This window comes from Streptomyces sp. ME19-01-6, from assembly GCF_033793745.1.
GTDB lineage: Bacteria > Actinomycetota > Actinomycetes > Streptomycetales > Streptomycetaceae > Streptomyces.
This window is the reverse complement of record NZ_JARAXF010000017.1, coordinates 190203-204586: the sequence shown is the minus strand read 5'-3', so window position 1 is coordinate 204586 and position 14384 is coordinate 190203. Positions and strand designations below refer to the sequence as shown.

15 protein-coding genes are annotated in these 14384 nt (G+C 71.0%); 2 read left to right on the top strand and 13 right to left on the bottom strand.

From position 1 onward, the window contains the following. Nucleotides 1-27: 27 nt before the first annotated feature. From PV419_RS31795 to PV419_RS31740, 12 genes are all read right to left on the bottom strand, one after another. Nucleotides 28-981 (bottom strand): ABC transporter permease, encoded by a 954-nt coding sequence (locus tag PV419_RS31795; protein WP_319694825.1) that lies wholly within the window; start codon nt 979-981, stop codon nt 28-30. Then, on the bottom strand, nt 968-1792 hold the full coding sequence (locus PV419_RS31790; protein ID WP_319694824.1) for an ABC transporter ATP-binding protein: 825 nt from the start codon (nt 1790-1792) through the stop codon (nt 968-970). The genes PV419_RS31795 and PV419_RS31790 overlap by 14 nt, the downstream gene beginning before the upstream one ends. A 91-nt stretch (nt 1793-1883) precedes the next feature. Next, entirely contained in the window at nt 1884-3026 is a 1143-nt protein-coding gene (locus tag PV419_RS31785; protein ID WP_319694823.1) for an aliphatic sulfonate ABC transporter substrate-binding protein, read from the bottom strand. 206 nt (nt 3027-3232) lie between these two features. Next, complete coding sequence (locus PV419_RS31780; RefSeq protein WP_319694822.1) at nt 3233-4564, bottom strand: sulfate adenylyltransferase subunit 1; 1332 nt, start codon at nt 4562-4564, stop codon at nt 3233-3235. Between the two features lie 2 nt (nt 4565-4566). Continuing rightward, a complete protein-coding gene (gene cysD, locus PV419_RS31775; protein ID WP_415925416.1) occupies nt 4567-5592 on the bottom strand; it encodes a sulfate adenylyltransferase subunit CysD in 1026 nt (341 codons plus the stop codon). A gap of 11 nt (nt 5593-5603) precedes the next feature. Continuing rightward, nucleotides 5604-6170 (bottom strand): adenylyl-sulfate kinase, encoded by a 567-nt coding sequence (gene cysC, locus PV419_RS31770; protein ID WP_319694820.1) that lies wholly within the window; start codon nt 6168-6170, stop codon nt 5604-5606. Further along, a complete protein-coding gene (locus PV419_RS31765) occupies nt 6170-6877 on the bottom strand; it encodes a phosphoadenylyl-sulfate reductase (RefSeq protein ID WP_319694818.1) in 708 nt (235 codons plus the stop codon). The genes cysC and PV419_RS31765 overlap by 1 nt, the downstream gene beginning before the upstream one ends. Then, nucleotides 6874-7056 (bottom strand): hypothetical protein, encoded by a 183-nt coding sequence (locus tag PV419_RS31760; protein ID WP_319694816.1) that lies wholly within the window; start codon nt 7054-7056, stop codon nt 6874-6876. The genes PV419_RS31765 and PV419_RS31760 overlap by 4 nt, the downstream gene beginning before the upstream one ends. Beyond that, on the bottom strand, nt 7053-7250 hold the full coding sequence (locus PV419_RS31755) for a hypothetical protein (RefSeq protein WP_319694814.1): 198 nt from the start codon (nt 7248-7250) through the stop codon (nt 7053-7055). Before PV419_RS31755 ends, PV419_RS31760 begins: the two co-directional genes overlap by 4 nt. Further along, entirely contained in the window at nt 7247-8944 is a 1698-nt protein-coding gene (locus tag PV419_RS31750; protein ID WP_319694813.1) for a nitrite/sulfite reductase, read from the bottom strand. Before PV419_RS31750 ends, PV419_RS31755 begins: the two co-directional genes overlap by 4 nt. Nucleotides 8945-9175: 231 nt before the next feature. Continuing rightward, the gene (locus PV419_RS31745) at nt 9176-9259 is read right to left on the bottom strand and encodes a putative leader peptide (protein WP_309471194.1); all 84 of its coding nucleotides are present in this window, start codon (nt 9257-9259) and stop codon (nt 9176-9178) included. A 128-nt stretch (nt 9260-9387) separates the two neighbouring features. Further along, nucleotides 9388-9924 carry a GNAT family N-acetyltransferase gene (locus tag PV419_RS31740; protein WP_319694811.1) on the bottom strand — a complete coding sequence of 179 codons (537 nt, stop codon included), beginning with the start codon at nt 9922-9924 and terminating at the stop codon, nt 9388-9390. 222 nt (nt 9925-10146) lie between these two features. Between PV419_RS31740 and PV419_RS31735 the strand changes: the two genes are divergently transcribed. Beyond that, nucleotides 10147-11496, top strand: coding sequence for a YhjD/YihY/BrkB family envelope integrity protein (locus tag PV419_RS31735; protein WP_319694809.1), 1350 nt, complete (start codon nt 10147-10149; stop codon nt 11494-11496). Here the strand turns inward: PV419_RS31735 and PV419_RS31730 are convergent. Then, nucleotides 11470-12093: a hypothetical protein gene (locus PV419_RS31730; RefSeq protein ID WP_319694808.1), complete on the bottom strand. Its 624-nt coding sequence runs from the start codon at nt 12091-12093 to the stop codon at nt 11470-11472. The two genes, PV419_RS31735 and PV419_RS31730, sit on opposite strands and share 27 nt — an antisense overlap. Before the next feature lie 182 nt (nt 12094-12275). Here PV419_RS31730 and PV419_RS31725 point away from each other — a divergent pair, with 182 nt between their 5' ends. Next, a complete protein-coding gene (locus PV419_RS31725) occupies nt 12276-14318 on the top strand; it encodes a spermidine synthase (protein WP_319694806.1) in 2043 nt (680 codons plus the stop codon). Nucleotides 14319-14384 lie beyond the last annotated feature (66 nt).

Sequence of the window (14384 nt, the reverse complement as noted above, 5' to 3'; positions counted from 1 at the left end):
TACCGGATTTCCTGGGGGGCAGGGGCGTCAGTGGGTGCTTGCCAACAGGCCGCGGCTGCGCAGTACCCGCCGCTCGATCGGGGCGAAGATCAGCAGCTCGATCGCGATCCCGACGAACAGGATCATGATGATGCCGAGCAGCACCCCCGCCATGTCGGAGTTGTTGCGCTGGTTCTCCAGGTACTGGCCGAGCCCGAGGCCCAGGTCGGGGGACTTGGCGATGATCTCCGCGGCCATCAGTGAGCGCCAGGAGAACGCCCAGCCCTGCTTGAGGCCGGCGACATAGCCGGGCAGCGCGGCGGGCAGCAGGATGTGCCGGGCGCTGACCAGGCCCCGGGCGCCGAGCGTGCGTCCGGCGCGCAGGAACAGCGGGGGCACCTGGTCGATGCCGGCGACCAGGCCGTTGGCGATCGAGGGGACCGCACCGAGCAGGATGACGGCGTACATCATCTTGTCGTTGAGGCCCAGCCAGATCACCGCGGGCGCCACCCAGGCGACCGAGGGCAGCGACTGCAGCCCGGAGAGGATCGGGCCGATCCCGGCGCGGATCAACTTCACCCGGGCGACGATCAGCCCCAGCGGGGTGGCGATCGTCAGCGCGATGAGGAAGCCGAACAGGCCGCGCGAGACGCTGGTCCAGACGATGTCGAACAGCTCGCCCCGGAGCCACAGCTGTTCCAGCGCGTCCCAGACCAGCTTGGGGTCGGGGAGCTTGTAGTCGTCGGTGACCTTCGCCCAGACCAGCACCTTCCATACGGCGAGGATCAGCGCGACCGCCACGATGGGCGGCAGCACCTTCTGGACCAGCACCTCGGCCGGCGATGTGCGCCGGATCTGCACCGCGTCCAGCGCGTCGAGCCCGGCCTCCAGGCCCGCCAGGTCCTGGCTGGTCTGCTTCCGCTGTTCCTTCGCGGGTTCCTCCGTCTTGTCCACGGGGGCCGTCGTCTTCGGCGTCTCGCCGGTGATCTCAGTGCCGGCCATGGCGGCGGATCTCCCCACGCAGTTCTTCGGTGATCTCAATGGACAGGTCCGCGACGGCCGCGTCCTCGATCCGGCGCGGCTGCGGAATGTCGACCGTCCACTCCCGGACGACCCGCCCCGGCCGCGAGGACAGCAGCACCACGCGCTGGGCCAGGCGCACCGCCTCGCGCACGTTGTGCGTGACGAACAGGACCGAGACGCCCGTCTCGCTCCAGATGCGGGTCAGTTCGCCGTGCAGCACATCGCGGGTGATGGCGTCGAGCGCGGCGAACGGCTCGTCCATCAGCAGCACGCTGGAGGCCTGCGCCAGCGCGCGGGCGAGCGCGACGCGCTGCCGCATGCCGCCGGACAGCTCGTGCACCCGCTTCCCGTACGAGCCGCCCAGCCGCACCAGCTCCAGCAGCCGCTCCGCCTCGGGCCTGCGTTCGGCGCGCGGCACGCCGCGCAGCCGCAGCGCCAGCTCGATGTTCTTGCCCGCGGTCAGCCACGGGAAGAGCGCGTGTTCCTGGAACATCAGGGCCGGCCGGCCGCCGGGGACCTCGATGGTCCCGGCGGTCGGCTTGTCCAGATCCGCGACCAGGTTGAGCAGTGTCGACTTGCCGCAGCCCGAGGCGCCCAGGATGCAGACGAACTCGCCGGGGCGCACGTCGAGGTTGATGTCGTCGAGCACGGGCTGTGCGGCGCCGGGGCGGCCGAACGCCTTGTGGACATGGTTGATCCGGACAGCTCCGGAGGGATGCGGCGAGCCTGCCGAGCCTGCCGCGGCCGCGCCCGCCCGGTCGGCCTTGTCGGTGGTCAGTGCCGGGGACATCCGGTCACCTCCTGATGGGTGCGTACGTGCGTATGGGCGTGCGTACGGGGTGCCCGCGCACGCGATGCGCGCGTACGCGGGCGTTCGGCGGCTACTGCGTGCCAAGCCCCGCGGCGGAGACCGTCGGCTTGCCCTCCGCCTTGAGGACCTTGTTGAGCAGCGTCAGGTCGTAGATGCCCTTGAGGTCGGGCTTCTCCAGGAGCCCGGCCTTGACCGCGTGCTCCGCCTCGGTGTTCAGGGTCGAGGCCAGCGGGTCGTCGGTGACCTGGATGCCCTTCCACGCCGGGTCGATCACCTCGGCCGGGAGCGCCTTGCCGGTCTCCGCCTCGAGCGCGGCGTTGGCCTCGGCCTTCGCCTTGTCGGGGTTGGCCTTGATGTACGCGTTGGTCTTCACCGAGCCGCGCAGCACGGCCTCCACGACGTCCGGGTGCTCCTTGAGGAAATCCTGGCGGACGATCACGTTGGTGATGACGAACTTCTTGTCCGGCCACAGGGTGGACTCGTCCAGCAGCACCTTGGCGCCCTCGGCGACCAGCTTGGAGGCGGTCGGCTCGGGCACCCAGGCGCCGTCGATCGAGCCGGACTTGTAGGCGTCGGGGGTCACCTTGTTGTCCGTGCGGACCACGGAGACATCGCCCTTGCCGCTCTGGGCGTCGACCTTCCAGCCCTTCTCGGCGATCCAGTTGAGGAACGCCACGTCCTGGGTGTTGCCCAGCTGCGGGGTGGCGATCTTCTTGCCCTTGACGTCGTCGAGCGTCTTGATCTTCTTCGGATTGACGACGAGCTTCACCCCACCGGAGGCGGAACCCGAGATGATCTTGAGGTTCTTGCCGTGGGCCTTCACATAGCCGTTGATGGACGGCGAGGGGCCGATCCAGCCGATGTCGATGGAGTTCGCGTTGAGCGCCTCGATCTCGGACGGGCCCGCGTTGAAGACGTACGGCTTGATCTCGGTGCCGCCCAGCTCCTTCTGGATCGGCCCGCCGTCGCGCAGACCCACCAGCGCGGTGGCGTGCGTGAGGTTGGCGAAGTAGCCGATCTTCACCTGATCCAGGCCGTCGATCTTCTTGCCGCCCGCGGCGGGGACTGCCTTGGTTCCCGTGTCGTCCTTCTTGGAGCCGTAGCCGCAGGCGCCCAGCGCGCCGATCAGCAGCGGGAGGGCGGCGGCTGCCGCGAGGAGGCGGGTGCGTCGGCGGAAGGGCGGTCGTGGGTGCGTGGTGCGGTCGACGGACACGGGAGGTGTTCCTCTCGGAGGGCCGGGGACAGCGTCAGGGGACGCCCGGCAGTTCGGCTGGTCTTCGGTTGCGGTGGGGCAGGGGGACGGGAAGCGCACAGGTCAGCTGGCACATCGGCCGACCCCTCCCTGGCCACTGCCGAGGGCGCCGCTGCCGACGCGGCCGCCCTCCTTCGCGAAGGTGGAGAAGACATCACCGGACATGGTCAGAAGTCCCATCCGTCGTCATCGGTCTGGTCGTCCTTGGCGGGGACAGGGGTCGCGAACGAGTCGCCCACCATGCCCGCCGTCAGCGTGGTGCCGTCGGCCGGGTCGATCAGGATGAACGAGCCGGTGCGGCGCGAGTCGGCGTAGGAGTCCACCGGCAGCGGCTCGGCGGTACGGACCTTCACCCGGCCGATGTCGTTGGCGACGAGCTGCTCCGGATGCGGGTGCAGGGACAGGTCGTCGAGCGTCAGCCGGGACGGGATGTCCTTGACGATGGCCTTCACGGTGCGGGTGCCGTGCTTGAGCAGCACGCGGTGGCCGACCGTCAGCGGCTGGTCCGCGACGTGGCAGACCGTCGCCTCGATCTCCTGCGTGGCCTGCGGCGCGTCCTTGCTCGGCACGATCAGGTCACCGCGCGAGACGTCGATGTCGTCCGCCAGCAGCACGGTCACCGACTGCGTCGTCCAGGCCACGTCGACCGGCTTGCCCAGCAGGTCGATGGCGGAGATCGTGCTCGTACGGCCGGACGGCAGCACCGTGACCCGCTCGCCGATGCGGAACGAGCCGGCCGCGATCTGGCCCGCGTACCCCCGGTAGTCCGGGTGCTCGGCGGTCTGCGGACGGATCACGAACTGCACGGGCAGCCGCGCGTGGCAGTGCGCCAGGTCGTGGCTGACCGGGACGGTCTCCAGGTGCTCCAGGACGGTCGGGCCGCCGTACCAGTCCATGGTCGCGGACGGCTCCACCACGTTGTCGCCGGCCAGCGCAGAGATCGGGATGGCGGTGACATCAGGGACGCCGAGCTCGGTGGCGTACGCCGTGAACTCCTCGGCGATGGCCGCGAAGACGGCCTCCCGGTAGTCGACCAGGTCCATCTTGTTGACCGCGAGGACCACGTGGGGCACGCGCAGGAGCGCCGCGATCGCGGCGTGGCGGCGGGTCTGCTCGACGACGCCGTTGCGGGCGTCGACCAGGATGACCGTGAGCTCGGCGGTGGACGCGCCGGTGACCATGTTGCGGGTGTACTGCACATGGCCGGGCGTGTCGGCGAGGATGAACCGGCGCCGGGGCGTGGCGAAGTAGCGGTACGCCACGTCGATGGTGATGCCCTGCTCGCGCTCGGCGCGCAGGCCGTCGGTGAGCAGCGCGAGGTCCGGGCCCTCCTGGCCCCGGCTCGCCGACGCGCGCTCCACGGCCTCCAGCTGGTCGGCGAGGACCGACTTGGAGTCGTGCAGGAGACGGCCGACGAGGGTGGACTTGCCGTCGTCGACCGAACCGGCGGTGGCGAACCGCAGGAGGGTGGTCTCGGAGAGTTCCGTGGTCGTGGTCATGCTTAGAAGTACCCCTCGCGCTTGCGGTCCTCCATGGCGGCCTCGGACAGCTTGTCGTCGGCGCGGGTGGCACCGCGCTCGGTGAGCCGGGAGGCGGCGATCTCGGCGATGACGGCGTCCAGCGTGGTGGCGTCGGAGTCGACGGCCCCGGTGCAGGACATGTCGCCGACGGTGCGGTAGCGAACCTGCCGCTTCTCGACCGTCTCGCCGTCCTTGGGCCCGCCCCACTCGCCGGCGGTCAGCCACATGCCGCCGCGCTGGAAGACCTCGCGCTCATGGGCGAAGTAGATCTGAGGCAGTTCGATGTTCTCGCGGGCGATGTACTGCCACACGTCCAGCTCGGTCCAGTTGGACAGCGGGAAGACGCGGACGTGCTCGCCCGGCGCGTGGCGGCCGTTGTACAGGTTCCACAGCTCGGGGCGCTGGCGGCGCGGGTCCCACTGCGAGAACTCGTCCCGCAGTGAGAAGACGCGCTCCTTGGCGCGGGCCTTCTCCTCGTCGCGGCGGCCGCCACCGAAGACCGCGTCGAACCGCTCGGACTGGATCTTCTCCGTCAGCGGGAGGGTCTGCAGCGGGTTGCGGGTGCCGTCCGGGCGCTCCTTGAGCACTCCGCGGTCGATGTAGTCCTGTACGGAGGCCACATGGAGGCGCAGCCCATGGGCCGCCACCACACGGTCCCGGTACTCGAGGACCTCGGGGAAGTTGTGCCCGGTGTCGACGTGCAGCAGCGAGAAGGGCACCGGCGCCGGGGTGAACGCCTTGAGCGCCAGGTGCAGCATGAGGATGGAGTCCTTGCCGCCGGAGAAAAGGATCACCGGCCGCTCGAACTCGCCCGCCACCTCGCGGAGGATGTGCACCGCCTCGGACTCCAGCGCGTCCAGGTGCGTCAGCGCGTAGAGGTCGTCGCCGCCCCCTTCCGAGCCGGGTCCGGTCCCGTTGATGTGAGCCACGGTCGTCTGCGGCCCGGCGTCCCGCCCGTCTCCCGCCACCGCCCTCAAACGGCTGCGCTGCGCGCCGGCAGCTTCCATGCGTGCGTCGCTCACGCCAGTCCCCTCTCGCTCAGCAGCGCCCGCAGCGCCGCGGCGGACTCCTGCACGCCCTGCTGATGCGTCTCGATGCGCAGGTCCGGGGTGTCGGGGGCCTCGTACGGGTCGTCGACCCCGGTCAGCCCCGAGATCTCGCCCGCGGCCTGCTTGGCGTACAGCCCCTTCACGTCCCGCTCGGCGCACACCTCCACCGGCGTGGCGACATGCACCTCCAGATACGCCGTGCCCTCGGTCTGGTGGCGCTTGCGGACCGCCTCGCGGCTGTCCGCGTACGGGGCGATCACCGGCACCAGGACCTTGACGCCGTTGGAGGCCAGCAGCTCGGCCACGAAGCCGATCCGCTGGACGTTGGTGTCCCGGTCGGCACGGGTGAAGCCGAGGCCGAAGGAGAGGAACTCGCGGATCTCGTCGCCGTCCAGCACCTCCACCCGGTGGCCCTCGCCGCGCAGCCGCTCGGCCAGCGCGTAGGCGATCGTGGTCTTGCCCGCGCTGGGCAGCCCGGTGAGCCATACCGTGGCGCCCTGTTGTGTCACGCTCATCTGGTTCTCCTGGTCAGCCATCAGCCGTGCAGCCCGCACTCGGTCTTCGCGCGGCCCGCCCAGCGGCCGGCCCTTGCGTCCTCGCCCTCCAATACCCGCCGGGTGCAGGGCGCGCACCCCACCGACGCGTATCCGTCCATCAGCAGGGGGTTGGTGAGCACACCGTGTTCGTCGACGTACGCGTCCACGTCCGCCTGCGTCCAGCGGGCGATCGGGGAGACCTTGACCTTGCCCCGCTTGGGGTCCCAGCCGACCACCGGGGTGTTCGCGCGGGTCGGGGACTCGTCGCGGCGCAGCCCGGTCGCCCAGGCGTCGTAGCCGTGCAGCCCCTCCTCCAGCGGCTTGACCTTGCGCAGTGCGCAGCACAGGTCCGGGTTCCGGTCGTGCAACTTCGGGCCGTACTCGGCGTCCTGCTCGGCGACGCTCTGGCGGGGGGTGAGCGTGATGACGTTGACGTCCATCACGGCCGCCACCGCGTCGCGGGTGCCGATGGTCTCCGGGAAGTGGTAGCCGGTGTCGAGGAACACGACATCGACGCCGGGCAGCACACGGGAGGCCAGATGCGCCACCACCGCGTCCTCCATCGAGGAGGTGACGCAGAAGCGCGGCCCGAAGGTGTCGGCCGCCCAGCGCAGGATCTCCAGCGCCGGGGCGTCCTCCAGCTCGCGCCCCGCGCGCTCGGCCAGTTCTTCCAGGTTCTGCGGAGTGTTCTGCCGCTGCTCGGTCATATCGCCGTGCCCCCTTCGCCGTGGTCGCGCCGCAGGCCCTTGGCCAGCAGCCCGAGGAACGACAGCCGGAACGCGCGGTTGCAGGACGCGCATTCCCACGCGCCGTGGCCTTCCTCGGAGGGGCGCAGGTCCTCGTCCCCGCAGTACGGGCAGTAAAAAGGCGCCGCACGCTCGCTCACAGCGCCTCCTTGTTCGCCCCGCCGCGGCAGCGGCTGCTCGTCACATCAGCGGCTCCGCCGCGGGTACTGTCGCCCACGCGGCGCAGAGGTGCGGCTTTCGTAGTCGTCTGCGGCCCGGCGTCCCGCCCGTCGCCCGCCACCGCCCTCAAGCGGCTGCGCTGCGCGCAGGCAGCTTGCATGCGTGCGTCGCTCACGACAACGCCTCCTCACTCGCCCGCGACGCCCACGTCGCGAACCGCTCGCTTTCTTCCCGCTCTTCCTGGAAGCGGCGCAGCACGCGCTCGACGTAGTCGGGGAGTTCGGCGGAGGTGACCTTCAGGCCGCGCACCTTGCGGCCGAAGCCTGCCTCCAGGCCCAGCGCGCCGCCCAGGTGGACCTGGTAGCCCTCGACCTGGTCGCCGTTCTCGTCCATGACCAGCTGGCCCTTGAGGCCGATGTCGGCGACCTGGATGCGGGCGCAGGCGTTCGGGCAGCCGTTGAGGTTGATGGTGATGGGCTCGTCGAAGTCGGGCAGGCGGCGCTCCAGCTCGTCGATCAGCGCGGAGCCGCGCGCCTTGGTCTCGACGATCGCGAGCTTGCAGAACTCGATGCCGGTGCAGGCCATCGTGCCGCGCCGGAACGTCGACGGGTTGACCTGAAGGTCCAGCGCCTCCAGACCGGCGACGAGCGAGTCGACCCGGTCCTGCTCGACGTCGAGCACGATCAGCTTCTGCTCGACGGTGGTGCGGAGCCGGCCGGAGCCGTGTGCCTCGGCCAGTTCGGCGATCTTGGTGAGGGTGGCCCCGTCCACGCGGCCGACGCGCGGCGCGAAGCCGACGTAGTAGCGGCCGTCCTGCTGGCGGTGTACGCCGATGTGGTCGCGCCACCGCTGCACGGGCTGCTCCGGCGCGGGGCCGTCGACCAGCTTGTGCTTCAGGTACTCGTCCTCCAGCACCTGGCGGAACTTCTCCGCTCCCCAGTCGGCGACCAGGTACTTCAGCCGGGCGCGGTTGCGCAGCCGCCGGTAGCCGTAGTCGCGGAAGATGCTGATGACCCCCGCCCAGACCTCCGGGACCTCGTCCAGCGGGACCCAGGCGCCCAGGCGGATGCCGATCTTCGGGTTGGTGGACAGCCCGCCGCCGACCCACAGGTCGAAGCCGGGGCCGTGCTCGGGGTGGCGCACGCCGACGAACGCGACGTCGTTGATCTCGTGCACGACGTCGAGCAGCGGCGAGCCGGAGATGGCCGTCTTGAACTTGCGCGGCAGGTTGGAGAACTCCTTGCTGCCGATGAAGCGGCTGTGGATCTCCTCGATGGCCGGGGTGCCGTCGATGATCTCGTCCTCGGCGATCCCGGCGACGGGCGAGCCGATGATGACGCGCGGGGTGTCGCCGCACGCCTCGGTGGTCGACAGGCCCACGCCCTCCAGCCGCCGCCAGATCTCGGGCATGTCCTCGATCCGGATCCAGTGGTACTGGATGTTCTGCCGGTCGGTGATGTCGGCCGTGCCGCGCGCGAACTCCTGCGAGATCTCGCCGATGACCCGCAGCTGCTCGGTGGTCAGCCGCCCGCCGTCCACGCGGACGCGCAACATGAAGTACTCGTCGTCCAGCTCCTCCGGCTCCAGGATGGCGGTCTTGCCGCCGTCGATGCCGGGCTTGCGCTGGGTGTACAGACCCCACCAGCGCATGCGTCCGCGCAGGTCGGCGCCGTCGATGGCGTCGAAGCCACGGTGAGCGTAGATCGTCTCAATGCGTGTCCGCACATTGAGACCGTCGTCGTCCTTCTTGAACTGCTCATTGGCGTTGAGGGGCGTGAAGTGACCCGCGGCCCACTGGCCCTCGCCGCGGTGGCGTCCGGCCTTGCGGCGGGGCGTGGCTGCGCTGGGGCGGTCCGGGGTGGCGGCCATGGCGGTGTGTGTCCTTCTGGGCGGCTCTGGGTGCGGCGGACGGTGCTCGGTGATGCACGCCCTCGGTGACCTGCGCGTTTCAACAGGCGGGCAGGGCAATGCGGCAGAGGGTGGGCTGCGGTGGCTGGGGAGATCGAGGCGTGCGTGGTCGCCCACGTCGTCGGGGGCGGCGGGGAATGCGGCGGTGCCGGCGGTGCTTTCCGGGGCCGGGGCCCGCCTACGGGTACAGCCTCAGCCGGCTGGACAGATCGCGCTGGACATGCGGCCGAGATCGACGTGGCGCCGACTCACCAAGGCAATTCCAGCTCGAGACATGAGGGAAGCGTGGCATGGGGGTCTTGGGGCAGTCCACCGTCATCCAATATGTGGACAACTATGTCCCGCATCGTGGGATGCTGTGTCCTTGGTCACCTGTCGCGTCACTTGCGGTCCGGACGGTCCGCTCACTCGGCCTCGTGGTCGAGCTTGGTGTCGAAGACCCGGAACCCGCGCCGCCGGTAGTTGTCCAGCGCGTACGGTCCGTCCTTGCTGCAGGTGTGCACCCACACCCGCTTGGTCGGCGGCCGCCCGGCCCACCGCTCGGCCAGGTCCCAGGCGCGGGCGGTGCCCCAGGTCAGCAGGTGCCCGCCGATGCGCCGCCCCCGGAAGGCGGGCAGCAGCCCGAAGTACGTGATCTCCACCACGCCCTCGTCCTGCGCGTCCAGCTCGATGTACCCCGCCGGGGTGCCGCGCTCATACGCGACCCAGGTCTCCACCCCGGGCCGCTCCAGGAACTCCCGCCACTGCTCGACGGTCCACCCCAGCCGGTCCGTCCAGGCCACATCCGCGCCGATGGCCGTGTAGAGGAAGCGGTTGAACTCCGGGCAGGGGATCTCGGCCCGTACGATCCGCACCCCCGCGGAGGCGGGGGGCTGCTGCGCCGGGGTGAGGTCCGCGGGCGAGGTCTGCTCCAGGGACCAGGTGGTGACCGTGATGCTCATGCGGCCCATCCCATCATGACCACGGCCGGCGGCTGCAACGCCGCGCAACCTTTGCGCATGGCTGTACCCGGCCCGGACAGTGGGCGTGGCGGAGGGCGGTACCGAGTCGGCGCGGCATCCCCTCCGCCCTTTTCGAGGGCTCGCGCCCGGCCTGGTCACCGGCTGGTCACGGAGGGAAACACCGGACGGCGTCGGGCACCCCGAGGCGGATACCGTGAGAAGGTGCAGCCAGGGAAAGAACCGTCGAAGCCGTCCGGCCGGCTCCACAAGGCCCGCGCCTTGTACCGCAACGTATCCAAGCGCAGGATGGCCTGGCTGCTGCTGAAGGACACCGTCCACTCCTGCATGGAGTACCGGGTCACCGGGCTGGCCGCCGAGGCCGCCTTCTTCACCCTGCTGTCGCTGCCGCCGCTGCTGCTCGGCCTGATCGGGCTCCTCGGCTACTTCGACGCGTGGACCGACACCGACACCGTGGCCACCATCCGGCAGAACATCCTCAACGCCTCGGGGACCGTGCTGTCCGACAAGGGGGTCAGGGAGATCGCCCGGCCGCTCCTGGACGAGGTCATCAAGGGCGGCCGCCCGGACGTCATCTCGCTCGGCTTCGGCATCGCCCTGTGGTCCGGCTCCCGCGCGGTCAACGTCTTCGTCGACACCATCACCATCATGTACGGGCTCGAAGGCCGCCGCGGGATCGTCAGGACCCGGCTGCTGGCCTTCCTCCTCTACCTGGTCGCGCTGATCATCGGGGCGGTGGCGCTGCCCCTGATGGTGATCGGCCCGGAGACCGTCGTGGACCTGGTGCCCGCGAGCGGCGACCTCGTACGGATCCTGTACTGGCCCGTGGTGATCCTGCTGTCCGTCGCCTTCCTCACCACCCTCTACCACGTCTCCGTGCCGGTGCGCTCGCCCTGGCGGGAGGACATCCCCGGCGCGCTCGTCGCGCTGACGATGTGGGTGCTCGGCAGCTTCCTGCTGCGCATCTACCTGCTCCACACCGTCGAGGGACCGACGATCTACGGCTCGCTGGCCGCGCCCGTCGCCGTGCTGCTGTGGATCGGTGTGTCCGCCTTCGCGGTGCTCGTCGGCGCGGCCGTCAACGCCGCGATCGACCGGGTCTGGCCGTCGGTCGCCACCGCCGCCGGGCGCGCCGAGACGGCCGCCCGGACCCGGGAGGAGTCGGCCAGGCTGCGGGCCTGGCAGCAGCGCACCGCGGACGACGGGGCAGCGGAGATCACCCCGCCTTCGGAGTTCCCCGAGCGTTGGGCGCAGTTCCTGCCGCATGCCGACGTACGCTCCCGGCTGCACCACAGGCGCGCCCCGCGGCCGGAGCCGAAAACGCCGGAGCCGAAAACGCCGGAGCCGAAAACGCCGGAGCCCAGAACGCCGGAGAACGGCGGGCCGAAGAAAACCGCGGCGGAGGACGGCGCGTCGCAGGACTCCCGGCCGGGGGACCTCCGGCCGAGGGAGCCCCGGCCGCAGGCATCCCCGTCCGACGGCCAGACCGACGCCGCCGGGAACCCGGTGCGCAGCGCCACGGGCGGATCAGTGCCAGATGCGGGAGGCCAGTAGCCCCAGCCCGGCCTCGGCCGTCTCCCGCCACACCCGCAGCGGCCCGTCGAGGAGCGCCTCGGCCTCCTTCTCGCCCGGCCAGTCGTCGATCCGGGCGACCGCCCGCTCGCGCTCCGCCCCGGACACGGCGAGCGCGGCCTCGGCCGCCGGAAGCCGGCGGCGCACCTCCTCGGCGGAGAACACGGCGTCACCTGCCCAGCCGGGCAGCATCCCCGCGCGCTCGGGGCCCAGGCCGTGGAAGAGGGAGGCCACGGGGTTGTCCTTCCGCACGGACTCGACGAACGGCTGGACCGCGTCGCTGTCGATCCGGTCCCACCAGTTCATGACGTGGAGCTTCCCCGAGGTGTCCATGGCGTCGAAGGCCGAGTCGTTGACCATGGTGTACAGGTGCAGCGCCTCCTCGGTGTTGTAGCCGTCCTCGCGCCACACCGGTACCGCGCCACCGCCGCGCGCCGCGTCGCGCTCCCAGCGCGACCAGGCCCCCACCGCCGACGACCGCGCCGCCGTGGCCTCGATGGCGGGCACCGCGAGCGGGGCGAGCTCCGCGACCTCCGCGTCGCCCAGCGCCCCCACCAGCCAGATGCTGGACATCCCCATGCCGGGCCCCTCCGTACTCACCGCTACTACTCGCTACTACTCGCTGCCTTCGAACGGAAGTTCAGGGTGTCATGGCCCACCGGCAGCCCGGTTGGGCCCATCAGGTGACAGGCGCGTACCAGGTGGCGCATATGCCGCCGGGGGTGCTCGACCTGCCCCTGCTCGGATGACACCGTCCAGACATGGACCACAGCGCTCGAACGCGGAACCTGCGCCCGAGGCTGGTGCTCGCCAGCGCCACCATGCTCTTCGTGGAGCTGGCGTTGATCAGGTGGACCGGCGCCAACGTCGTCCACCTCAGCTACTTCTCGAACTTCATCCTGCTGGGCTCGTTCCTCGGGATCGGCCTGGGGTTCCTGATCCCGGCCGGGCGCGGGCAGTGGCTCACCCGCTGGGCGCCCGTGCCGCTCGCCGTCCTCGTCATCCTGGTGCGGGAGTTCCCCGTACAGGTGCGGCAGACCAGCGGCGAGGTCATCTACTTCACGGCCGTGAAGACCACCGGACTGCCCCAGTGGGTGACCCTCCCCATCCTGTTCGGCCTCGCCGCGCTCATCATGGCGGCGATCGGCAAGATGACGGCGGACCTGTTCCGCCAGCTGCCGTCGCTGGACGCCTACCGCTACGACCTGCTGGGCTCGCTGGCCGGCTCGCTCTCGTTCGCCGCGCTGTCCTGGCTGCGCGCCCCGTCGGTGGTGTGGGGGGTCCTCGCCGCGGTGGCGCTGCTGACGCTGGGCGGGCGCCGCAACACCGTCCGGTACGCGGTGCCGCTGGCCGTGGTGGTGGCGGCGCTGACGCTGGAGTCGCTGGCGAGCGGCATCTCCTGGTCCCCGTACTACAAGATCGAGCTCAAGCGTGCGACCTCGGGCAGCCGGGACTACAAGATCTCCGCCAACGGAGTTCCGCACCAGAGCATCGCACCGCTGAAGGTGCTGCGGCGCCCCGACTCCCCGTACGAGGAGCCGTACCGGGAGACCCCGGCCAACCCCCACCGCCGCGTCCTGGTCATCGGCGCCGGCAACGGCAATGACGTCGCCGTCGCGCTCGCCCACGGCGCCCGGCGGGTGGACGCCGTCGAGATCGACCCCAGGCTCCGGCAGATCGGCGCCGACCTGCACCCCGACCGGCCCTACGACGACCCCCGGGTGCATGTCCACATCGACGACGGGCGGGCCTTCCTGGAGCGCACGGACGCCCGCTACGACCTGGTGGTCCTCGCGCTGCCGGACTCCCTGACCCTGGTGTCCGGCGCCAGCAACCTCCGCCTGGAGAGCTATCTGTTCACCCGGCAGGCGTTCGAGGCGGCACACCGCCACCTGGCCCCCGGCGGCGCGTTCGCGATGTACAACTACTACCGGCAGAACTGGCTCATCGACCGCTACGGCTCCACCCTCACCTCGGTCTTCGGACACGCGCCCTGCATCACCCACTACGGCGGCAAGAAGGCCGCCATCCTCGTCGCCGGCGCCACCCCCGGCGACCAGCGGTGCGCCACCGCCTGGCGGCCCTCGGGCGCGGTGCCCGCCGCCGCCACCGACGACCACCCCTTCCCGTATCTGCTGCACCGCACCATCCCCAGCCTCTACCTCTGGGTGCTCGGCGCGATCCTGCTGGTGACCGTGGTGTCGGTGCGGCTGACCGGGGTCCGCGTCCGACGCACCGTCAGGTACGCCGACATGTTCCTGCTCGGCGCCGCCTTCATGCTGCTCGAGACCAAGAACGTGATCGGGTTCGCCCTCTACTTCGGCACCACCTGGCTGGTCAACGCCATCGTCTTCGCCGGCGTCCTGCTGGCCGTCCTCGGCGCCGTCGAGACCCGGCGCCGGATGCGCCGCGTCAACCAGTCCGTCCTGCAGCTGCTGCTGTTCGCCACCCTGGCCACCTCCTGGATCGTCCCGACCCACCTGGTGCTCGGGCTGCCCTTCGCGGCGCGCCTGGCCGCGGCGATCGCCCTGGCCTTCGCCCCGATCTTCTGCGCCAACCTCATCTTCTCCGACCGCCTGGCGGCGGCCCCCGACCCCACGGCCGCCTTCGGAGCCAACCTCCTGGGCGCCCTCACCGGCGGCACGCTCGAATACCTCGCCCTCGTCACCGGCTACCACGCGCTGCTTCTCGTCGTCGCCGGGCTGTACGCGGGCGCGTGTGTCGCGATGCGCTTCACCCGCCGTGCCCAGGGCCCGGCGGAGCCGGTCGAACGGGTCACGGTCGAGCCCACCGCACGCCCCTGACCACTGCCGCACACCCCGTCAGGCCCCCGATTCCACCGGGGGCCTGACGATTTGACGGCGGTCGTC

Bases quoted from the DNA above. Each gene is read 5' to 3' on its own strand.
- PV419_RS31795 (WP_319694825.1), bottom strand. From the start codon at position 981: ATGGCCGGCACTGAGATCACCGGCGAGACGCCGAAGACGACGGCCCCC.
- PV419_RS31790 (WP_319694824.1), bottom strand. From the start codon at position 1,792: ATGTCCCCGGCACTGACCACCGACAAGGCCGACCGGGCGGGCGCGGCC.
- PV419_RS31780 (WP_319694822.1), bottom strand. From the start codon at position 4,564: ATGACCACGACCACGGAACTCTCCGAGACCACCCTCCTGCGGTTCGCC.
- cysD (WP_415925416.1), bottom strand. From the start codon at position 5,592: ATGGAAGCTGCCGGCGCGCAGCGCAGCCGTTTGAGGGCGGTGGCGGGA.
- cysC (WP_319694820.1), bottom strand. From the start codon at position 6,170: ATGGCTGACCAGGAGAACCAGATGAGCGTGACACAACAGGGCGCCACG.
- PV419_RS31765 (WP_319694818.1), bottom strand. From the start codon at position 6,877: ATGACCGAGCAGCGGCAGAACACTCCGCAGAACCTGGAAGAACTGGCC.
- PV419_RS31750 (WP_319694813.1), bottom strand. From the start codon at position 8,944: ATGGCCGCCACCCCGGACCGCCCCAGCGCAGCCACGCCCCGCCGCAAG.
- PV419_RS31745 (WP_309471194.1), bottom strand. From the start codon at position 9,259: ATGTCTCGAGCTGGAATTGCCTTGGTGAGTCGGCGCCACGTCGATCTC.
- PV419_RS31740 (WP_319694811.1), bottom strand. From the start codon at position 9,924: ATGAGCATCACGGTCACCACCTGGTCCCTGGAGCAGACCTCGCCCGCG.
- PV419_RS31730 (WP_319694808.1), bottom strand. From the start codon at position 12,093: ATGGGGATGTCCAGCATCTGGCTGGTGGGGGCGCTGGGCGACGCGGAG.
- PV419_RS31725 (WP_319694806.1), top strand. From the start codon at position 12,276: ATGGACCACAGCGCTCGAACGCGGAACCTGCGCCCGAGGCTGGTGCTC.